This window comes from Streptomyces sp. NPDC054757 (assembly GCF_053612185.1).
The window spans coordinates 34,727-55,531 of the sequence record NZ_JBSHBW010000010.1 but is presented as its reverse complement, the minus strand read 5'-3'; the positions used below and the strand labels follow the sequence as shown (position 1 = coordinate 55,531).

Genomic DNA, 20,805 nt, shown 5'->3' with positions numbered 1-20,805 from the left:
GTCGGCTCGGCGTGACGTTCCCCGCTTGCCTTCCCCGGCGGAGCGCACGGCACCCGCCCGCGAGGCGTGAGCACCCGCCTGCCGGGCATGCATGGGCTGAGGCCGTTCGAGGGGGACAGGCCACTACGAGGTGCAGGCGGGGGATATGACGGGGCGTCACAGTGGCATGCGTACCGCACCGGACCAGTGCGGCCAGGGCACCGGCACACCGGAAGGGCGCCGGAGCGGGCGGCTGCGCCGCAGACTCGGCCGGGGGGACCTGCCCGCGGTGAAGGACGTACGGCATGGGCTCAGGGAGCTGCTGCGCAGATGCGGGAGCCAGAGCAGCGCCGATGTGGCGGAGCTGCTCACCAGCGAGCTGGTGACGAACGCGCTGATCCACACCGACCGGGGAGCGGTCGTCACGGCCGGTGTCGGCCCGGCCGGGCTCCGGGTGGAGGTGCGGGATTTCATGAGCGGCCGGCCGGAGCCGGCCCGCGCCGACGACGAGAGCACCCACGGCCGGGGGCTGGTCCTGGTGCAGGCCCTCGCGGATTCCTGGGGCGTACGGACCCATGAGGTGGGCAAATCGGTCTGGTTCCAACTCGAAGGCGGTCAGGTGTGAGATACACCTGACCGCCTTCGGGCCGGACACGCCAATCCAGGGCGGGTTCAGCCGAATTGCTGTTCGAGATCCTTCAGCTTCTGCTCCAGGGAGTCGAGACGGGGAAGGGTCTGGGTGTCGTCCTCGGCCGTGAGGTCGACCGTCACCGCGTCGGTTTCCTTCGCGGTGTCCCGTCCCTTCGTGGCCCGGTCGGATTCAGGACCCGTCACGGCCTGCAGGGAGGGCCTGGAGCGCAGCGGCAGCTGTCCCGGCTCGGGTATGGCAGGCTCCGACACGGCCTGCGCCGCGCCCACCGCCGGAGGCGCGCCCGCCACCTCCACCTGACGGCCGCCGCGGCCGCGCCCCAGCGCCCGGTGCTGTCGGCTGATGGCCTTGAGACGGGCCCGCTCCAGCTTGTCGTGCTCCCGCTTCCGGAGCCGGTTCTGCTCCTTCTGGCGCCGGTCGTCACGGACCTCGTCGACCGCCTCGTCCAGCGTCCGCACCCCTTCCAGGAGCATCAGCGACCAGGCGCCGAAGGTCTCCCGGGGAGCACGCAGCCACCGTACGATCCGGATCTGCGGCAGCGGACGGGGGACGAGACCCTGCTCGCGCAGCGCGGCCACCCGGGTCTGCTTCAGCGCGCGGTCGAACAGCACCGCGGCCGAGAGCGACATCCCCGCGAAGAACTGCGGGGCGCCCGCGTGGGCCAGACCGCGCGGCGCGTGTACCCAGTTGAACCAGGCCGCGGCCCCCGCGAACATCCACACCAGCAGCCGGGAGCCGAGCGCCGCGTCACCGTGGCTCGCCTCCCGTACCGCCAGTACGGAACAGAACATGGCGGCGCCGTCGAGGCCGAACGGGACCAGGTACTCCCAGCCGCCCGAGAGATTGAGGTTCTGCCGGCCGAAGCCGACCAGTCCGTGGAAGGAGAGCGCGGCGGCGACCGCCGCGCAGCAGAACAGCAGCAGATACGAGGCGGTTCCATAGACCGCCTCCTTGTGCCGTCTGCGTTCCTCGCTGCGCTCCCAGCTGTCGTCGGCCGATCCCTTGTCGGCGGCGCGCCTGCCGCGCACAAGCACCGCCACCGCGACCAGGACCCCCGCGATCATCACGCCACCGGGGAGCAGCCAGTCCAGAGATATGTCGGTCAGTCGCATGCGGTGTCCCTTGCATCGCGTCAGTGCCTTGCGGCCGCAATACTTGCTCAGATCCCGGGACCCTCAGAGCGTTTCGGGACAAGAGCACGCCAACGGAGTGCGGGGAGCACCGGATAGGGGCGATCTGATCGAACTGCCTTGCGTGCGAGCTGTGTTGAGTTCGAATTCAGTCAGCCGAAGGAGGGGTGTCGGCGCTGAGCCGGGCCACTCGGTCGGCGTCGCAGGTGCGCGGGCAGGTCACACAGGTGTCCCCGGGGCGCACGGTGTAGAAGAGACAGCAGCTCGCGCGGTCACGGGTCGGCAGCGGCCGGCCCTGCGGTCCTGTCAGCTCCCGGAAGCCGGCCGTGCCGACGTACGGGGCGGCCGTCCCCGGCAGCAGCAGCTCCAGCTCCGTGACTCCGCGCGGCTCATCGCCGAGCAGATGGGCGATGTACCAGAGGCCCTCGACGATCTCGTCGGTCGCCATTCCCCACAGCGCCCGCCGGCCACGGCGCATCCGCGGTCCGAAGCCGTCGAGCACCGGTTCCAGATGCTCGGCGACCGCCGCCCGTACCTCGGCGCGCAGCGCGTCCTCGTCCGCCACCACCCGCGCGCCGGGCGCTCCGGCGGCCGGGTCGTCGGGCAGACACGCGAAAGTGCCGGTCCGTACGGCCATCCGGCCCAGTGTCCGCTGGAAGGCGACATCGCCGACCGGGAACCTCGGCACCCTGCGGTGCAGGAACCACGGGACCGTGATCAGCAGACAGGCGGGCCAGGCGTAGCGGTGGAAGCCGAAGCCGGCGACGACGTCGGGCCTGGCCCGCTGCCCGTAGTCGCGCAGCACCTGGGCGCTGTCCCAGCCGAGGAAGGTATCGAGGGCGCCGCCGCCCGCCGCCAGCTCGGCGGCGGTCACCCAGCCGTCGCCGGACGGGAGGTGCCCGTCGGCCGACTCGGTGACGGACAGGCCGGGGAACACCGCCGACAGCTGCTCGTAGGCGGCGGTGACGGGGGAGCGCAGCAGGGTGGGGACGGTCATGCAGGGCCACCGAATCGCGGTCGTTTGCAGGTAAGCCTTACCTTATCCGATGCGATCGATGTTTGAACTGAGGGCCCGTCCGCCTATCGTGCTGAACAGGACGCAGGAGGAGGACCCAGGTGGAACAGGGCAGAGCACGCGACGCGGTACAGCCGCCCGTCTCCGCGTACCCGCCCGGACCTGCCCGGGTCCCCGGTCCCGCCCGCGGCCCCAGGCGCGGTGCGGCCGGGCAGCCGGCCCCCGGCGAGCACAGCCGCAGCGGGCCGGCGCCGTCCGCGGTACGGCCGGTGCCCGGCGGGCCGGCGCCGTCCGCGCCTCTCACGCTGTCTGTGCCTCCCACTCCGTCCGGGCCTCCCGCGCCGCCTGCGCCGTCCGGGGACCCCGGGCCGAGGCCGGTGCGCCGCCACTCGGTGCGCGGCCAGGTACTCGACGCGCTGCGCACCGCCCTGGTCGACGGTGAGCTGGTCCCCGGCGAGGTCTACTCGGGGCCGGTGCTCGGTGAGCGCTTCGGCGTCTCCGCGACCCCGGTACGCGAGGCCATGCAGCAGCTCGCGGTCGAGGGCGCCGTCGAGGTCGTGCCGAACCGGGGTTTCCGGGTCGCCGAGCGGAGCCCGCGGGAACTCACCGAGCTGGCCGAGGTACGGGCCCTGATCGAGGTCCCGGTGATGCTGCGGCTGGCGCACGCCGTCCCGGCGGGCCGCTGGGCCGAGCTGCGGCCGCTCGCCGATGCCACGGTCTCCGCCGCCGCGGTCGGCGACCGCGCCCGCTACGCCGAGTCGGACCGCGCCTTCCACGCGGCCGTGCTCGCGCTCTCGGGCAACCAGCAGCTGGTGGCGGTCGCCGACGACCTGCACCGCAAGGCCCAGTGGCCCCTGGTGAGCGCCCCCGTCACCCGGCGCGCCGACCTGCTCGCGGACGCGTCGGAGCACACCGCCCTGCTGGACGCCCTGATCGCCCGCGACCTCGCCGTGGTCCAGTCGCTGGTACGGGAGCACTTCACCGGGGCGCCCGGCTGACCGGCGCGCCCTGTCGCGACGCCCCCGCACCGTCCGGGCTCACACCGCGGCGGCCGGCGGGGTGAGCTGGGCGGCCAGCCAGGTCGGTACGCCGCCGAGCAGCCGGAAGAGCCGGGACGCCTCGGCTCGCAGCCGGGCCGCCTCCGGTTCGGGCTCCGCGTCGGCGAGCGCCGCGAGTGCCGGGGCCGTGCCGACGAGATAGCCCAGCTCCTCCCTTATCCGCAGGGACTCCGCAAAGCCGTGCCTGGCCTCGGCGAGTTCTCCCTCCCGCAGGGCGAGCGAGGCGAGATGGCGCCAGGTGAAGGAGAGCAGCAGCGTCTGGCCGTGCGCCGTGGCGCCCGCGTGGGCCCGGCGGTAGGCCGCGCGTGCCGACTGGGCCGAGTCGGCGAGGTCCTGGGCGATCAGCCCCCGGCGGAAGTCGAGGAGCGGGCGCCCCGGCGACCCCGGCGCGATCAGCGCGGCCGCCCTGCCCATCGCGGCCCGTGCCTCGTCGGCCCGGTCCCGTACGCCCAGGAGCGTCGAGGCGTAACCGAGTTGGCCGCGTTCACAGGCGGCGGCACCCCGTGCCTCGTCGCTGCGGGCGAGCGCCTCGGCCGTCCGCAGGGCGTCCTCCGCGTCCGTCCAGCCCTGCTCCGTGTAGAGACACCGCTCGATCAGCAGCGCGGCCCGGTGCAGGGCCGCTTCGGCGTCGTGCTTCGCGTGCGGTTCGAGCAGGGCGGCCGCGTCCGCCCAGCAGCCGCGCGAGCGCAGCCGCCATACCGCGGTCTGGAGTGGAGGATCGTCATCAGCTGTCGTTCCGTAACCAGACATGGCGGTATAGGCCACATCGCCCTCCCCGAGCGCGCCATCGAGCTGTTGAGTCTGCGCGCATCTCAGCACGGATTGGCACGCCGGGCCAAGAGGTTGGGTGAATCAATTCACAATCTTGCGGCTCCGCGCGGACCCCCGGCGGTACCCCGCAGGTCAGCTCATCCGCAGGGCCAGGAAGAAATCGAGCTTGTCCTCAAGACGCGACAGATCACGTCCCGTCAACTGCTCGATCCGGCCGACGCGGTAGCGCAGCGTGTTGACGTGCAGGTGCAGCCGGGTCGCGCACCGGGTCCACGAGCCGTCGCAGTCCAGGAACGCCTCCAGGGTCGGGATCAGCTCCGCCCGGTGCCGCCTGTCGTAGTCCCGCAGCGGGTCGAGCAGCCTGGCGGTGAACGCCCGGCGCACATCGTCGGGGACGAACGGCAGCAGCAGGACGTGCGAGGCCAGCTCGTGGTGGCCCGCCGCACAGACCCGGCCCGGCCGGGCCGCGGCCACCCGCCGTGCGTGCCTGGCCTCCTCCAGGGCGCCGCGCAGCCCCTCGGCCGAGTGCACCGATGCGGAGACCCCGAGCGTCAGCCGCCCGTCGTCGGCGAGCCCCGCCGTGAGCGGTTCGCGTACGGAGGTGAGCAGCTCGTCCGCGTGCAGCCCGGCGTCCGAGCCCTGGTCCGCGTCGCCGTCGCCGGCCCCCTGGGCGAGCGGCGGAAGCGGGACGAGCGCGATGGCCTCGTCACCCGTGTGGGCCACCGCGATCCGGTCGGACGAACCAGGACCCGATCCGCCCGGCAGCGCCTGCTCGACCAGGATCTCCTCAAGGAGCGACTGGGCCACCGGGCCCGCGTCGATCGCCGCTCCTTCCTGCTGGTCCCAGTCGACCCGGGCGACGACCACCTGCCAGCGCGGAGCCGTCCCGATGCCCGGCATCAGCACCGGCGCCGCCACCCGCAGCCTGGCCGCGATCTCGGCGGGCGGCGCACCCGTCTGGACCAGTTCGAGTACTTCCTGGGCGAGCCTGCGCCGTACGGTCCTGGCCGCGTCCCGGCGGTCGCGTTCGACGGCGATCAGCTGGGTCACACCCTGGAGCAGATCGAGCCGGGCGGCGGGCCAGTCGCCCGCGTCCGCCTCGACCGCGAGCAGCCAGTCGGAGAGCACCGTCTCGCGCACATCGCGCAGGCCGGAGGCCGCGCCGCGCCCGCCGCCGCGTACCGGGAAGAGCGAGTACGAGGTGGAGCCCACCATGACCCGGTGCGGAGCGCGGCGCCCGGTCCTGGTCGCGGCGAGGTGCCCGGCGGCCAGCACGGCGCCGGTCCCCTCCGGCAGCGGGGCGCCCGCCCCGGCGATCTGCCGGCCGGTGGGCGAGAGCACCCAGGCGTGCAGGTCCAGGTCGGTGGTCAGCAGGTCGAGCACCACGTCCGGGCCGCCGCCCGCCGGGCCCGACGTCATCAGCCTGCGGTGCCGGTCCACGACCGCCGCGAGGTCCCCGGCCCGCTCACCCGAGACCTGCCGCACCACGTACTCGGTGACGACCGCGAAGGCGACCGACTCCTCCACCGCGAAGATCGGCAGCCGGTGGCGCACACACGCCTCCACCAGGTCACGGGGGATGTCGCCCAGCTCCGCCTCGCCCGCCGCCAGCCCCGCGACCCCGGCGCCCGCCAGGATCCGTACGAACGGCTCGGAGTCCTCTGCCGAGCGCCGCCAGGCGAGCCCCGTCAGGACCAGTTCACCACCGGTGAGATACCGGCTCGGATCACGCAGATCCGTCGTCATCACACCACGGACCGTGCGGTCCAGCTCGTCCTCACCGCCGAGCAGCCGCAGGCCCAGCGCGTCCGTGTCCAGCAGTGCGCGCAGCCGCATCTCGTCGCCGCCGATCCGTGTCGTACGCCGTCCCGGTGCAGCCGGTCGGCGGAACTTGTCGTTTCCAGAGGAAAGCCAAGAGGTAACTGAACCCCGTCTTTCGTTCGAACATACAAGACGACCAAGGACACCAGCCAACTCCTTCATGGTTTCGGTGACTGCACCCCGCCCCGCCCGGCTTGTGTACTTGTGCCGTCAAGCGTGAACAGCAGATGAACGTCCAGTCGAGGGCCGGCCGTCCCGGGCCCCAGCGAACAACCCGAATGAGAAGAAGAGAGCCGCTTCATGGACTTCCTTCGCCCCGCCAGCTGGGAGGAGGCGCTCGCCGCCAAGGCCGAGCACCCCACGGCTGTGCCGATCGCCGGTGGTACCGACATCATGGTGGAGATCAACTTCGACCACCGCCGGCCCGAGTACCTCCTGGATCTGAACCGCATCGGCCTCCTCGGCGAGTGGCATGTCGGCGAGGAGACCGTCCAGCTGGGCGCGTCCGTTCCGTACGCCAGCATCATGGAGAACCTGCGCACGGAACTGCCCGGTCTCGCGCTCGCTTCGCACACCGTCGCCTCCCCGCAGATCCGCAACCGCGGCGGTGTCGGCGGCAACCTCGGCACCGCGTCGCCCGCCGGTGACGCCCACCCGGCGCTGCTCGCCGCCGGCTGCCAGGTCGAGGCCGAGTCGGTGCGCGGCTCCCGGCTGATCCCCATCGACGACTTCTACACCGGGGTGAAGCGCAACGCGCTCGCCCCCGACGAGCTCATCAAGTCGGTCCACTTCAAGAAGGCCGACGGCCCGCAGCAGTACTCCAAGGTCGGCACCCGCAACGCGATGGTCATCGCGGTGTGCGCCTTCGGTATCGCCCTGCACCCCGAGACCCGCACGGTCCGCACCGGCATCGGCTCGGCGGCCCCGACCCCGATCCGGGCGAAGGCGGCCGAGGACTTCCTGAACGCGGCGCTCGACGAGGGCGGCTTCTGGGAGAGCGGAAAGATCATCACCCCCTCGATCGCCAAGCAGTTCGCCGGGCTGGTCTCCGGAGCGGCGAACCCGATCGACGATGTCCGCGGCACGGCGAGCTACCGCCGTCACGCCATCGGCATCATGGCCCGCCGCACGCTCGGCTGGACCTGGGAGTCGTACCGCGGCAACGGCCGCAGCACAGAGGGAGTCGCATAATGCGCGTGAACTTCACGGTCAACGGCCGTCCGCAGGAGGCCGACGACGTCTGGGAGGGCGAGAGCCTGCTCTACGTGCTCCGCGAGCGCATGGGCCTGCCCGGTTCCAAGAACGCCTGTGAACAGGGCGAATGCGGTTCCTGCACGGTGCGGCTCGACGGTGTCCCGGTCTGCTCCTGCCTGGTCGCCGCCGGTCAGGCCGAGGGCCGCGAGATCGTCACGGTCGAGGGCCTGGCGGACTACGCCAAGCACCGCGACGGCGCCCACCCGGGCACCGGATGCTCCTCATCCGGCTGCGGCACCAGCCTGGACACCGCCAAGCGCTGGCAGTCCAGGCCCACCGACGGCCGCACCGGTGAGGCCGGTGAACTCTCCCCGATCCAGCAGGCGTTCATCGACGCCGGCGCCGTGCAGTGCGGTTTCTGCACCCCGGGTCTGCTGGTCGCCGCCGACGAACTCCTGGAGCAGAACGCCTCGCCGTCCGACGCGGACATCCGTGAGGCGCTCTCCGGCAACCTCTGCCGCTGCACCGGTTACGAGAAGATCCTCGACGCGGTCCGCCTCGCGGCCGCTCGCCAGGAAGAGACGGTCTGATCATGGGCGTCACTGGTTCCCCCACCAGCATCGAGCAGGGTTCCAAGACCAAGGGCGGTATCGGCGAGTCCACGCTCCGGCCCGACGGCACCCTCAAGGTCACCGGAGAGTTCGCGTACTCGTCCGACATGTGGCACGAGGACATGCTCTGGGGCTTCACTCTCCGCTCCACCACCGCACACGCCGAGATCAGGTCGATCGACGTCTCCGAGGCGCTCGCGACCTCCGGTGTGTACTCCGTGCTCACCTACGACGACCTGCCCACCGAGATGAAGAACTACGGCCTGGAGATCCAGGACACGCCGGTTCTCGCCCATGGGAAGGTCCGCCACCACGGCGAGCCGGTGGCGCTCGTCGCGGCCGACCACCCGGAGACCGCACGCCGGGCCGCGGCCAAGATCAGGATCGAGTACGCCGAGCTGCCCGTCATCACCGACGAGGCATCGGCGCTCGCACCGGACGCGCTGCTCGTCCACGAGGGCCGCGACGACCACCACATCGGCCACGTCCCGCACCCGAACATCGTGCACCGCCAGCCGATCATCCGCGGCGAGGCCGACGAGGCCGCGAAGCGCGCCGACGTCATCGTCACGGGCGACTACGTCTTCGGCATGCAGGACCAGGCGTTCCTCGGCCCGGAGTCCGGCCTCGCGGTGCCCGCCGAGGACGGCGGTGTCGATCTGTACGTCGCCACCCAGTGGCTGCACTCCGACCTCCGGCAGATCGCCCCTGTGCTCGGCCTGCCCGAGGAGAAGGTCCGGATGACGCTCTCCGGCGTCGGCGGCGCCTTCGGCGGCCGCGAGGACCTGTCGATGCAGATCCACGCCTGCCTGCTGGCCCTCCGCACCGGCAAGCCGGTCAAGATCGTCTACAACCGGTTCGAGTCCTTCTTCGGCCATGTCCACCGCCACCCGGCGAAGCTCCACTACGAGCACGGCGCCACCAGGGACGGCAAGCTCACCCATATGAAGTGCCGGATCGTGCTGGACGGCGGCGCCTACGCGTCCGCGTCCCCGGCCGTCGTCGGCAACGCCTCCTCGCTCTCCGTCGGCCCGTACGTCATCGAGGACGTCGACATCGAGGCCATCGCGCTCTACACCAACAACCCGCCCTGCGGCGCCATGCGCGGCTTCGGCGCGGTCCAGGCGTGCTTCGCGTACGAGGCGCAGATGGACAAGCTCGCGGCGGCGCTGGACATGGACCCGGTGGAGTTCCGCCAGCTCAACGCCATGGAGCAGGGCACCAAGCTGCCGACAGGGCAGGTCTGCGACTCGCCGGCGCCCGTCGCCGAACTGCTGCGCCTGGTCAAGGCGCGTCCGCTGCCGCCCGAGCAGCAGTGGCTCGCGGCAGGCGAGGAGGCGGACGTCCGCGCCCTGCCCGGCGGGCTCTCCAACACCACGCACGGCGAGGGCGTCGTACGCGGTGTCGGCTACGCGGTCGGTCTCAAGAACGTGGGCTTCTCCGAGGGCTTCGACGACTACTCCACCGCCCGGGTGCGGATGGAGGTCATCAACGGGGAGCCGGTGGCGACCGTGCACACCGCGATGGCCGAGGTCGGCCAGGGCGGTGTCACCGTCCACGCGCAGATCGTCCGGACCGAACTCGGTGTCAGCCAGGTGACCATCCACCCGGCCGACACCCAGGTCGGCTCGGCCGGTTCGACGTCCGCGTCCCGGCAGACGTACATGACCGGCGGCGCGGTGAAGAACGCGGCGGAGGCGGTACGCGAGAAGGTCCTGGAGATCGGCCGGGCCAAGCTCGGCACCTACCACCCGGCGTGGGCCACGGCCGAACTCCTCCTGGAGGGCGGCAAGGTCGTCACCGACGGCGGCGAGGTCCTGGCCGACCTGGTCGACGTCCTGGAGGACGAGGCGGTGGACCTGGAGCTGGAGTGGCGCCACCGTCCCACCGTCGCCTTCGACCTGGTGACGGGCCAGGGTGACGGCCACGTCCAGTACTCGTTCGCCGCGCACCGCGCGGTGGTCGAGGTGGACACCGAGCTGGGCCTGGTCAAGGTCATCGAGCTCGCGGTGGCCCAGGACGTCGGCAAGGCGCTCAACCCGCTCTCCGTCGTCGGTCAGATCCAGGGCGGTACGACGCAGGGCCTGGGCGTCGCGGTGATGGAGGAGATCATCGTCGACCCGAAGACCGCGAAGGTGCGCAACCCCTCCTTCACGGACTACCTCATCCCGACGATCCTCGACACACCGACGATCCCGGTCGACGTACTCGAACTGGCCGACGAGCACGCGCCGTACGGACTGCGCGGTATCGGCGAGGCGCCGACCCTGTCGTCGACTCCGGCCGTCCTCGCGGCGATCCGCAACGCGACCGGGCTCGAACTGAACCGGACGCCGGTCAGGCCGGAGCACCTCACCGCCACCTGACCGCCCCAGCTCTCCGGGCGGCGTGTGCCTCCTAGGAACGTCACACTTCCCAGCGCACGCCGCCCGGAGCCCTCAGTGCCGCTCCGCTCGCGGTCCATGTCCCACAGACCCCACAGACCCCACAGACCCCACAGTGCAGTACCCAGTTCGCCTCGGGCCGTCCCCCGGGTCGTGCAGCCCACGCACCATCCCAAATCCCGCATCTTCAATCTTCAGGCGGGTGCCCCTTTGAACCTTGGGAGTAGGCACCATGACCCAGCAGTCCCTTGAGCCGGAGACCGTTCCGGAAGACGCCGGCGACGGCACGCGCCAGCCGGCCGGAAGGTCCTGGCTAGACCGGTACTTCCACATAACGAAGAGAGGGTCGACAGTCGCGACGGAGGTGCGCGGCGGCATCACCACCTTCATGGCGATGGCGTACATCATCCTCCTCAACCCGGTGATCCTGTCCGGGGCCGATGTCACCGGCCACCACCTCAACGGCGGCCAGATCACCACCGCCACCGCGCTGGCGGCGGCCGTCACCACCCTGGTGATGGGCTTCATCGGCAATGTCCCGCTGGCCCTCGCGGCGGGACTCGGCGTGTCCGCAGTGATGGCGTACCAGGTCGCCCCGGAGATGACCTGGGGCAACGCGTTCGCGATGTGCATCATCTACGGCGCCATCATCGTGCTCCTGGTCGTCACCGGGCTGCGCGAACTGATCATGAACGCCATCCCCCTGGCGCTGAAGCACGCCATCACCATGGGGATCGGCCTCTTCGTCTGTCTGATCGGCCTGGTGCAGGCCGGCTTCGTCACCGGGATGAAGGGACCGGGCGGCATCGCCGGAGCCAAGCCGCTCCAGCTGGGCACCAGCGACATGCTCACCGGCTGGCCGGTGGTCTGCTTCGCCGTCACCCTCCTGCTGATCTTCGCCCTCCAGGTCCGCAAGGTCCCCGGCGCGATCCTGATCGGCATCGTCGGCGGCACCATCTTCGCGGCGATCGTCCACCAGGTCGCAGGTCTCAGCCAGAAGGACTGGGGACTCAACGCCCCCGCGCTGCACGGCTCGCCGGTCAGCGCACCCGACTTCGGTCTCTTCGGCAGTGTCTCGTTCAGCGGTATCGGCCATGTCGGCGGCATCACCGTCGGTGTCATCGTCTTCACCCTGGTGCTCGCCGGGTTCTTCGACGCCATCGGCACGATCATCGGCGTCGGCCAGCAGGCCAACCTCGTCGACCGGGACGGGAAGATGCCGGGGCTGAACAAGGCCCTGACCATCGACGGCGCCGGCGGCATCGTCGGCGGTCTCGCCGGGGCGTCCGGCCAGACGGTCTTCGTCGAGTCCACCGCGGGCGTCGGCGACGGCGCGCGCACCGGCCTCGCCAGTGTCGTCACCGGTCTCGGCTTCGCGCTCTGCCTGGTCTTCACCCCGCTCGCCCAGCTCATCCCCACCCAGGTCGCGTCCGCCGCGCTCGTCGTCATCGGCTCGATGATGCTGACCAACGCCAAGCACATCGACTGGAACGACCAGGCCACCTCCATCCCGGTGTTCCTGACCACCGTTCTGATGCCGTTCGCCTACTCGATCACCGTGGGCATCGCGGCCGGTGTCATCTCCCACGTCCTCATCAAGGCCGTCCAGGGCAGGTTCCGGGAGATCGGCTGGCTGATGTGGGTGCTCACCGCAGTGTTCCTCGCCTACTTCGCACTCCATCCCATTGAGAGCTGGCTGGGCGTCAGTTAAGCCCGAGCCCTTTCACATATCCGTGAGGAGACCGACATGCTGGACATCGCCGAAGAACTGAACCGGTGGGTCGAGCAGGGCCGCGAGTTCGCCGTCGCCACCGTGGTGGCGGTCGGCGGCAGCGCACCGCGCCGCCCGGGAGCCGCGCTCGCGGTGGACACCGAGGGCACCGCGATCGGCTCGGTCTCCGGCGGATGTGTGGAAGGGGCGGTCTACGAACTGTGCCAGGAGGCCCTGGAAACGGGCCGTACGGTCGTGGAACGCTTCGGATACAGCGACGAGGATGCCTTCGCCGTAGGTCTGACCTGCGGCGGAGTCATCGACATACTGGTCACCCCGCTGCGCGCCGACGCCCCGTCACGGCAGACATATACGGCGGCCCTGGCCGCGGCGGCCGATGCCACGTCGGCCGCCGTGGTCCGGGTCACCGACGGCCCCGGGGAACTGCTCGGCCGCGCGGTGCTGGTCCACACCGACGGATCGTACGAGGGGACGCTCGGCGGCCACCGCGAACTGGACCGTACCGCCGTCGCCGAAGGGCTCGCCCTGCTGGACGCGGGACGCACCGAGACCGTCACCATCGGCGAGGACGGCTCCCGCTGCGGACGCCCGCTGACGCTGCTGGTCGAGTCGAGCGTGCCGCCGCCCCGAATGATCGTCTTCGGCGCGATCGACTTCGCGTCGGCCCTGGTCACGGTCGGCAAACTGCTGGGCTACCGGGTCACCGTCTGCGACGCGCGCCCGGTCTTCGCGACCGCCACCCGCTTCCCGGACGCCGACGAGATCGTCGTCGACTGGCCGCACCGCTATCTGCAGTCCACCGACGTCGACAGCAGGACCGCGCTCTGCGTCCTCACCCACGACGCCAAGTTCGACGTGCCGCTGCTGAAACTGGCCCTCACCCTGCCGGTCGCCTATGTCGGCGCGATGGGCTCCCGGCGCACCCACCTCGACCGGAATGCCCGGCTCCGCGAGGTCGGCGTCACCGAGCTGGAACTGGCCCGCCTCCGCTCGCCCATCGGCCTCGACCTGGGCGCCAGGACCCCCGAGGAGACCGCCCTCTCGATCGGTGCGGAGATCATCGCCCATCGGCGCGGCGGCACCGGAGTCCCGCTCACCGGCGCCCACACCCCCATCCACCACGACAGTTCGACGGGCCCGGCCGGCCGGATAGGCTCCGTCGCCTGAGCACCCGGGCAGTGCGTGCACGGGGGACACGCACTGCCCGGCTTCACCCGATCGGGGTAATTAGGTGTCCTGAGGGGGTACGGGGTGGAACGTGCGGGCATCGAAACACGTCTTCGGGGCCGACCGGCAAGAACCCCGAGAGGCAGTGGTGTACATGGCCGTCGACGCATCGAGTGTCACCGTCCCCCGACAGCCGGGCGACGGAGACCGGACGTCGAGAGGCCCCGGGCGCGACGGACCCCTCAGGGAAGTGGCCAGATCCTGGGCGCTCGTCCTCTCCCTGGTGCCGCTCGGCCTGCTGGCCGTGGCAGCCTGGTACGGGCAGTACGTACGCCCCAGCGCCGACGAGTGGTGCTTCCTGCCGTACGTACGTGACCACGGCATCTCCGGGCTCACCGGAAAGTTCTACTTCCACGACAACGGCCGGATCGCCAACGGCTGGCTCGTCGGCCTCTACGCCGAGCCGGGGGTGCCGGGCCACCAGTGGTTCGGTCTGGTCAGCGGTGTGCTGATGGTGGGGCTGCTCTGGGGGGTGACCGCGCTGGCCGTCCGGGCCGGCCGGCTCACCGTGCCGCGCGGCGTGCCGCTCCTGGTGGCATCCGTCACCGCTGTGGTCTTCCTGTTCGCCACCCCGAACACGTACAAGACGTTCTTCTGGCCAGCGGCCTCCGTCTCGCACACCGTGGCGCCCGTGCTCGCCCTCGCCGCGGTGATCCCGGCGCTGCTCGCCCGCTCCGTGCGCGGCCGTATCGCCGCCCTCGTCGTCGCCGTGTTCGCGGGCACATTCCTCGGGACGCTCTCCGAGGAGACCTCGGTGGTGCTCCTGGTGGTACTCGCGGGTGTCGTGCTCCTCGCCGGGCAGGTCTTCACCGAGGCCGTACGGACCTTCGTACGCCGCTGGTCGCTCGCCATGATGGCCGGGGTCGCCATCGGTGTGCTGCTCCTGGTGACGTCACCGGGCTCGCGCCACCGCCGGGAGAAGTTCGGCGCCGGGACCTCGATGCTGGCGCCCTCCTCGCTCTCCGCCTCGCTGCACCAGTACGCCCACATCCTCTGGACGGTCCTGTCGACCTGGCAGTACCTGGGCGCGGTGGCGGCCGGGCTCGTGCTCGGTCTCGTGGCACGCCGGGGGAGGTCCGGGGCCCTGCTGCCGTGCCGCCCGTTCCTCCTGGCGGGCGCGGCCGTGGCTGCCTTCCTGGTCTCCGGCTACCTGTGCGCCGTCATCACCTACCCGGTGTTCGGGAAGCACCTCGTGACCACCCAGCGCACCTGGAACGACTATCTGCTGCTGTACGTCCTGCTGCTCGTCGGCATCGGTGCGCTGCTGGGGCGCGCGGTACGGCTGCGTCCGCCCGGGGCGCTGGCCGTGACGGCCGCCGCCGGCGTGGTCTGCGCCGGGGTCTGCGTCTCACTGGCCGTACCGCTGCACACCCTCGGTCACCAGATGCACGTCAGGGCCGAGAAGTGGGACCGGCAGGACCAGTGGCTGCGGCAGCAGTCGGCGGAGGGCGCGAAGGTGCTGCCGTACAAGCCGCTCCATGTGGCCAGGATGCTGGAGCCCTTCAGCAAGAAGCCGCATGGCTGGCCCGCCAGTTGCGTCGCCGACTACTACCACGTCGACCGCGTCACCCACGCGAAGCGGCTGCCCTGACCGGGTCTTCTCCTGGCCCGGACGCCGCGCCCGAGTCGATGGCCCAGCGGGCCAGCAGGAACGAGACGGGAGTGACGAGGACACCGGCCACGACAGCGGCGATGTCCTCGTTCATCCCGAGCATGCTCACCGCCAGATAGAGCAGGATCCCGCTGCCCACGACATTGACCAGACCGGAGAGCGGGTAGCGCGCGAACGCGCGCCAGGTGGGGCGGGTGCGGCAGGTGATGTACGAGTTGAGCAGGAACGACACGGTGATGCCCACGGCCCAGCCCAGTACATGGGCCGCCAGATACGGCAGCCAGTGGTTGAGCGTGGCGAACACCGCGTAATAGACAGCGGTGTTGGCGACCCCGATGGCCGCGAACGTGACGAACTGGCCCAGTGTGCGCCTCTTCGCGGGCGCGGTGGGCCCGTCCTGCCGAGCCGTCGGCCGGGACCCGGCCTGCTCCCCCGGCGGCGGGGGAGTGGGCGGCACGGAGGACGGGCGCGTGACGTCGGGGGTCATGAGGCCGGCCGCGCCTGGCCCGCGCTCTCCAGCGGGGGGCGCGGCGAGAAGTCCCTGGCACGGTCGTTGGTCTCGCTGACCACGTAGTGCGGCCTGCGCTTCGACTCGTGGTAGATCCGCCCGACGTACTCACCGATGACCCCGAGAGTGGCCAGCTGGATTCCGCTCAGTGCGACGATCGCGGTGATCAGCGTCGTGTATCCGGGGGTGTCGACCCCGTCGAGCACCACGTTCCCGATGATGTACGCCGCGTAGACCAGCGCCGAGAGGAAGAGGCAGAGGCCCGCGTGGATGGCGAGCCTGAGCGGCTTGCTGTTGAACGAGAGCAGCCCGTCGATGCCGTAGTTGAGCAGATGACGGCCGCCCCACTTCGACTCGCCGGCCGCCCTCTCGACGTTCTGGTAGGTGAAGCTGACGGTGTCGAAACCGATCCAGGAGAAGATGCCCTTGGAGAAGCGGTTGCTCTCCGGGAGCGCGAGGACACTGTCGACCGCGCGGCGGGAGAGCAGCCTGAAGTCGCCCGCGCCGTCGATGACTTCGACATCCATGCAGCGCCGGACGAGCCGGTAGTACATCCGGCTGAGCGCGGTCCGCAGGGCGCCTTCGCCGGTGCGGTCGCGCTGGGCGACGACCTGGTCGTAGCCGTGCCGGTGCAGGTCGAGCATGCGCGGCAGGAGCGTGGGCGGATGCTGGAGGTCGGCGTCCATCAGGACCGCCGCGTCACCCGCGGCCATCCGCAGCCCGGCGAGCATCGCCGACTCCTTGCCGAAGTTGCGGCTGAAGGAGGTGAAGCGCACTCGTGAGTCGTCGGCCGCGAGCCGGCGGAGTTCGCTCAGGGTCCGGTCACCGCTGCCGTCGTCGACGTAGCAGATCTCGAATGTCTCCCCGGTCGGTTCGAGCGCGGTGACCAGGGCGGTATGAAAATCACCGATCACCTCCGCTTCGTTGTAGCACGGTACGACAACCGAAAGGTGGACCATCGTCATTCACTCCGTGTCTGTCGTGCGAACGGCGATTTCCCTCCGGAAATCGCTACCCATGAAGAACGGAGGTGAGGGCGGCGGGGTTGCCTGTCGTGACCAAACCGATTCAGACTTTGCGTCACCGGGCGATCACCATCGAAAAGGATGCGAACGGTGGCGAGTCGGACCGGCGGCGGGGGCCGGGCCCGGTGTATGGCTCAGCCCTGCGGGACCTTCCCGGACCTGCGCGGGTGGGTGAGTGCGGCCTCCCAGTACTGCTTGGGGTCGGCCTGCTGAAGGGCCTCCTCGGCGAGTTTCCGCGCCTCCGCGAGAACATCGCCCTGCTCCTGGACGAGCTGGTCGTATATCGGCGAACCTGGGGTGGAGGAGTAGCTCACTGTCGTACGTTCCTTAGATCTCGGGTTCCCGTCCAGCCGCTGATGCCCGGAAAGTGCCGGACCATGCACGTCCGGCCGCTCCGCGCCCGCCGGAGCCGTGGTGCGGACCCGCCCGACCAGCCAGGAGTCTTGAGTTGAACACCTCATCCGTCTCCCCGCACCGGATGGATCCGGCCGGCGGCTGCCCGCACGCGGCCAACGCGCGGCTCCTGGCGGGCGGCGCCGTGGTCCCGGTCGTGCTCCCCGGCGAGGTCGCCGGGGCGGCGGTCCTCGGCCACGCGGCGCTCCGGGAGTTCCTCGCGCACCCCGATGTCGCCAAGGGGCCGCAGCACTTCACGGCGCTCCGGGAGGGGCTGATCGAGGAGGGCTGGCCGCTGCGGACCTTCGCCACCGTGCGGTCCATGACCACGGCCGACGGCGCCGACCACCGGAGGCTGCGTTCCCTGGTGAACCGGGCGTTCACCGGGCGCCGGGTGGAGTCGCTGCGGCCGCGGACCGAGACGCTGGCCGCCGGGCTGCTCGACGGACTGGCCGCCGCGGCGGACGGCGACGGCACGGCCGATCTGTACCGGTCGTACGCGCTTCCGCTGCCGATGGGGGTGATCTGCGAACTCCTCGGGGTGGACCCGGAGCACCGGGAGCGGCTGCACCACCTCTCCGAGCTGGTGGTCTCCACCGCCATCGGTCCGGCGGACGTGGTGGCGGCCAACCAGGAGATGGCGGCCGTGCTGGCCGCGGTCGTGGCGGCCCGGCGCGAGCGGCCCGGCGACGACCTCACCAGTGCGCTGATCGCCGCCCGTGAGGAGGACGGCGACCGGCTGAGCGAGGCGGAACTGACCGGCACCCTGCTTCTGATGATCGTCGCGGGACACGAGACGACCATGAACCTCGTCATCAACGCGGTCCGGGCACTCTGCGCCCACCGGGACCAGCTCGCTCTCGTTCTCGCGGGCCGCGCCACCTGGCTGGACGTCGTCGAGGAGACGCTGCGCTGGGACAGCCCGGTGAGCTTCTTCCCCTTCCGCTACCCGGTCCGCGATCTGACCCTGGCGGGCACCGTCGTGGAGCGCGGCACCCCGGTGCTCGCCGGGTACGCGGCGGCGGGCCGTGACCCGGCCGTCCACGGGCCGGACGCCGACCGGTTCGACATCACCCGGGACGCCCGCCATCTCTCCCTCGGGCACGGACCGCACTTCTGCCTGGGCGCCCCGCTGGCCAGGCTGGAGGCCACCATCGCCCTGGAACAGCTCTTCACCCGTTTCCCCGGACTGGAACAGGCCGTGCCCGACCGGGAGTTGCCCCGCCCCGCCAGCTTCGTGGGGAACGGCGTGCGTGAGCTTCCCGTACGGCTCGGACCCGACCGGGGCGCACCGGGCCGCTGATCCGGGGCGGCCGCCGAAACCGGCCGGTCACTCCACGAGGCTGCCCAGCCGCCCTTCGAGCAGCACTAGCAGTTCGCTCAGCGCGTCGGACAGACCGGCGCGGTCCCGGGCGTCGATCCCGTCGAGCAGCGCGGCCTCGTACCGCAGCTGGACGGGGAGCAGCCGGTCCAGGAGCGTGCGGCCCTCATCCGTGAGGGAGAGGTGCGAGACACGGCGGTCGCGGTCGTCGGGCCGCCGGGCGATGAGCCCGCGCTCCTCCAGCTGCCGTACGCGCTTGGTCACCGCGGCCCCCGACGCGAAGGTCTCACGGGCGATGCGGCCCGGTGTGAGCTCACGGTCCATCCTGCGCAGGGTGCCGAGTACGTCGAACTCCGGGCGGGTGAGCCCCTCCCGCCCGAGCGGTGCGTCGGCAGCCTGCTGCAGCAGCGCGGAGCAGCGGTTGAGCCGTCCGATCACCGCCATCGGGCCGGTGTCGAGTCCGGGCAGCACCTGCTCCCACTGCCGGATCACCCCCGCGACGATGTCCTCGGCCATGTGCGCCCTCCTTGCTCTCGGTCCGGGTCGATTCTGCCCCTTCGGCGGACCGCTCTCCTAAGCGGCCGGGACCGGCGGCGCGGTGTGGCGTACCAGCAGGGACAGGGTGCGGTGGCCGGCCTGCTCGGCGGAGGCCACCGGACCGGCGGGCAGGGCGCGCTGCCACCACTCACCGGCGGCGACGTCGACGGCCTCGCTCAGTTCCACCAGCGCCAGGGCCAGCCGGTCCCTGGCCCACCCGGTGGTGTGGTCCGGGGCGGATCGCAGCTCGACCAGGCGCCGTGCGGCCGCCTCGGCCGCCGTGACCCGGGCCAGGGCCGTGTCGATACGGTCGGTGGCCCGGCGGTTGGTGATCAGCAGGCAGCAGAGCAGTCCGAGCGCCGCGCCCATCAGGGTGTCAAGGGCACGGTCCGTGATCAGGGTGCGCGCGGGCAGGGCGCTGCCGAACTCGGTCAGCAGCAGCGCCATCGGGGTGACGCACACCGACCCCAGCCAGTAGTTGCGGGTGATGAGGGCCTCCGCGCCGATCTGGAAGGCCAGCGCCAGCAGCACCATCGTGAGCGGGCCGGTGTGGATCAGCGGAAGAAGCGCGAAGAAGACGGCGAGGCCGAGCACATTGCCGATGAGGCGCTGTACGGCCCGCTGCCAGGAGAGCGTGGTGTTGGCCTGGAAGAGCGAGGCCGCGGTGACCACGGCCCAGTACGGATGCCCCACCCCGGCGGCGAGCGAGGCCCACCCGGCCAGCGCGCACCCGGCCGCCACTCGTGCGCCCACCGGCAGCAGCGGTGACCCCGGGCGCAGCCGTGCCAGCACCGTCCGCACCCCGCGGACGCGTTCGGGCGGCGGGAGCCTCAGCCGGAGGGCGAGTGTCCGGTGTTCCGCGGGGGTGAGCCCGACGGCGGGGAGAGGCTGTCCGCGCCGCAGGGCGCGCGCCAGCTCGGCGCACCGTTGTGCCTCCCGGCCGGGGTCATGGCTGCCGGAGGGCAGGCCAGCAGCCCGGTCCTGGGCCTGTTCCAAGGGTGAAGCGGGGTCCGCCGCCGGGGCCGCCAGGGCGGCCTCCGCGTGGACGAGCAGCCGTTCGAGCCCGGCCCGCTCCTCGCCCCCCGGCGAGGTGTGGAAGAGGGTGTGCCAGGCCGCGTGGACGGCGGCCGCGGTGGTCCGCCGCACGGGGAGGTCGGCGCGCCGCCCGGTGTGCCACAGCGCGGCGGCCGCCTCCAGGGCCCGCGCGACGGCGATCCGCTCAGGACCGTGCGGCCGCAGCAGCGCGGGAGCCATCCCGACCACCCAGGCCACCGCGCCGCCGCCGAGGGCGAGTGCCAGATGCGCGGGCAGTTGTCCCAGGTGCTGGGGTGCGAAGAAGGCGGATGCGGCGATGAACGTGAGGATCAGATTGCCGGGAGGTCCGATCCGGGTCGCGTCACAGGCCGTCCTGTGGAGCGCCGCCAGCAGCGAAGCGAGCAGCACCAGCAGCGCGGGTGAGGTGACCAGCGACGCGCAGAGCAGTGCGACGGCGAGACCCGCGACCATGCCGAGCACCACCCACAGGAGAGTGCGGGCGCGTGCGGCGTACGGCAGGCCGTGCGCGTACAGGGCGCACATCGCACCGGCCGATGTGTAGAGGACGAGGTCCATCCGGCCCAGCAGGAGGAGCGTCACATCGGGTACGGCGAGCGCCACCGCGGCGCTGAAGGCGGGTTTGTGCCAGATGTCGGCGGGGCGCCTCAGCTGGAGGGTCGTCCTGACGGGGAGCGGGCGGACCCGCGGGGGGTGTGCCCGCTCCTGTCCTGTCCTGGCGTGCTTCGGCATAGAAAAAGCTTAGCAGGTGTTTTACTAGTAAAAAATATCCGCTCGCTCCGGAA

The 20,805-nt window shown here is 71.5% G+C and carries 18 protein-coding genes; 9 read left to right on the top strand and 9 right to left on the bottom strand.

The window, feature by feature from the left end:
* The first annotated feature begins 166 nt into the window (after positions 1–166).
* Positions 167–604 carry an ATP-binding protein gene (locus tag ACWGKJ_RS14830; protein WP_453315744.1) on the top strand — a complete coding sequence of 146 codons (438 nt, stop codon included), beginning with the start codon at positions 167–169 and terminating at the stop codon, positions 602–604.
* Between the two features lie 47 nt (positions 605–651).
* Here ACWGKJ_RS14830 and ACWGKJ_RS14825 read toward each other — a convergent pair whose 3' ends face one another.
* Both ACWGKJ_RS14825 and ACWGKJ_RS14820 read right to left on the bottom strand, forming a co-directional pair.
* The gene (locus ACWGKJ_RS14825; protein ID WP_385016984.1) at positions 652–1,740 is read right to left on the bottom strand and encodes a DUF2637 domain-containing protein; all 1,089 of its coding nucleotides are present in this window, start codon (positions 1,738–1,740) and stop codon (positions 652–654) included.
* A gap of 166 nt (positions 1,741–1,906) precedes the next feature.
* On the bottom strand, positions 1,907–2,755 hold the full coding sequence (locus ACWGKJ_RS14820) for a (2Fe-2S)-binding protein (protein WP_385016987.1): 849 nt from the start codon (positions 2,753–2,755) through the stop codon (positions 1,907–1,909).
* Between the two features lie 119 nt (positions 2,756–2,874).
* Here ACWGKJ_RS14820 and ACWGKJ_RS14815 point away from each other — a divergent pair, with 119 nt between their 5' ends.
* A complete protein-coding gene (locus ACWGKJ_RS14815) occupies positions 2,875–3,771 on the top strand; it encodes a GntR family transcriptional regulator (protein ID WP_453315743.1) in 897 nt (298 codons plus the stop codon).
* Positions 3,772–3,810: 39 nt separating this feature from the next.
* Here the strand turns inward: ACWGKJ_RS14815 and ACWGKJ_RS14810 are convergent, their stop codons facing one another.
* Together ACWGKJ_RS14810 and ACWGKJ_RS14805 are read right to left on the bottom strand one after the other, a co-directional pair.
* Positions 3,811–4,581 (bottom strand): hypothetical protein, encoded by a 771-nt coding sequence (locus ACWGKJ_RS14810; RefSeq protein ID WP_385017089.1) that lies wholly within the window; start codon positions 4,579–4,581, stop codon positions 3,811–3,813.
* Between the two features lie 153 nt (positions 4,582–4,734).
* Positions 4,735–6,438, bottom strand: coding sequence for a PucR family transcriptional regulator (locus ACWGKJ_RS14805; RefSeq protein WP_385016989.1), 1,704 nt, complete (start codon positions 6,436–6,438; stop codon positions 4,735–4,737).
* 285 nt (positions 6,439–6,723) lie between these two features.
* Between ACWGKJ_RS14805 and ACWGKJ_RS14800 the strand changes: the two genes are divergently transcribed.
* The 6 genes from ACWGKJ_RS14800 to ACWGKJ_RS14775 all read left to right on the top strand — a co-directional run bounded on the left by ACWGKJ_RS14800 (position 6,724) and on the right by ACWGKJ_RS14775 (position 15,162).
* The gene (locus tag ACWGKJ_RS14800) at positions 6,724–7,614 is read left to right on the top strand and encodes an FAD binding domain-containing protein (protein WP_385016992.1); all 891 of its coding nucleotides are present in this window, start codon (positions 6,724–6,726) and stop codon (positions 7,612–7,614) included.
* On the top strand, positions 7,614–8,207 hold the full coding sequence (locus tag ACWGKJ_RS14795) for a (2Fe-2S)-binding protein (RefSeq protein ID WP_385016995.1): 594 nt from the start codon (positions 7,614–7,616) through the stop codon (positions 8,205–8,207). Before ACWGKJ_RS14800 ends, ACWGKJ_RS14795 begins: the two co-directional genes overlap by 1 nt.
* 2 nt (positions 8,208–8,209) lie before the next feature.
* On the top strand, positions 8,210–10,594 hold the full coding sequence (locus ACWGKJ_RS14790; RefSeq protein ID WP_385016998.1) for a xanthine dehydrogenase family protein molybdopterin-binding subunit: 2,385 nt from the start codon (positions 8,210–8,212) through the stop codon (positions 10,592–10,594).
* 250 nt (positions 10,595–10,844) lie between these two features.
* Complete coding sequence (locus ACWGKJ_RS14785) at positions 10,845–12,323, top strand: NCS2 family permease (protein ID WP_385017000.1); 1,479 nt, start codon at positions 10,845–10,847, stop codon at positions 12,321–12,323.
* A gap of 36 nt (positions 12,324–12,359) precedes the next feature.
* On the top strand, positions 12,360–13,511 hold the full coding sequence (locus ACWGKJ_RS14780) for an XdhC family protein (RefSeq protein WP_385017002.1): 1,152 nt from the start codon (positions 12,360–12,362) through the stop codon (positions 13,509–13,511).
* Positions 13,512–13,665: 154 nt separating this feature from the next.
* Entirely contained in the window at positions 13,666–15,162 is a 1,497-nt protein-coding gene (locus tag ACWGKJ_RS14775) for a DUF6056 family protein (protein WP_385017004.1), read from the top strand.
* Here ACWGKJ_RS14775 and ACWGKJ_RS14770 read toward each other — a convergent pair.
* The 3 genes from ACWGKJ_RS14770 to ACWGKJ_RS14760 form a co-directional block, all read right to left on the bottom strand.
* Positions 15,137–15,670, bottom strand: a complete 534-nt coding sequence (locus ACWGKJ_RS14770) for a GtrA family protein (RefSeq protein ID WP_385017007.1) — start codon at positions 15,668–15,670, stop codon at positions 15,137–15,139. The two genes, ACWGKJ_RS14775 and ACWGKJ_RS14770, sit on opposite strands and share 26 nt — an antisense overlap.
* Entirely contained in the window at positions 15,667–16,650 is a 984-nt protein-coding gene (locus ACWGKJ_RS14765) for a glycosyltransferase family 2 protein (RefSeq protein ID WP_385017010.1), read from the bottom strand. The genes ACWGKJ_RS14770 and ACWGKJ_RS14765 overlap by 4 nt, the downstream gene beginning before the upstream one ends.
* Positions 16,651–16,850: 200 nt before the next feature.
* Positions 16,851–17,030 (bottom strand): hypothetical protein, encoded by a 180-nt coding sequence (locus ACWGKJ_RS14760; protein ID WP_385017012.1) that lies wholly within the window; start codon positions 17,028–17,030, stop codon positions 16,851–16,853.
* A 164-nt stretch (positions 17,031–17,194) separates the two neighbouring features.
* Between ACWGKJ_RS14760 and ACWGKJ_RS14755 the strand changes: the two genes are divergently transcribed.
* Positions 17,195–18,412: a cytochrome P450 family protein gene (locus ACWGKJ_RS14755; protein ID WP_385017092.1), complete on the top strand. Its 1,218-nt coding sequence runs from the start codon at positions 17,195–17,197 to the stop codon at positions 18,410–18,412.
* A gap of 27 nt (positions 18,413–18,439) precedes the next feature.
* Here ACWGKJ_RS14755 and ACWGKJ_RS14750 read toward each other — a convergent pair whose 3' ends face one another.
* Positions 18,440–18,946 (bottom strand): MarR family winged helix-turn-helix transcriptional regulator, encoded by a 507-nt coding sequence (locus ACWGKJ_RS14750; protein ID WP_385017015.1) that lies wholly within the window; start codon positions 18,944–18,946, stop codon positions 18,440–18,442.
* 57 nt (positions 18,947–19,003) lie between these two features.
* Positions 19,004–20,752 carry an FUSC family protein gene (locus ACWGKJ_RS14745; RefSeq protein WP_385017018.1) on the bottom strand — a complete coding sequence of 583 codons (1,749 nt, stop codon included), beginning with the start codon at positions 20,750–20,752 and terminating at the stop codon, positions 19,004–19,006.
* Between the last annotated feature and the right edge of the window lie 53 nt (positions 20,753–20,805).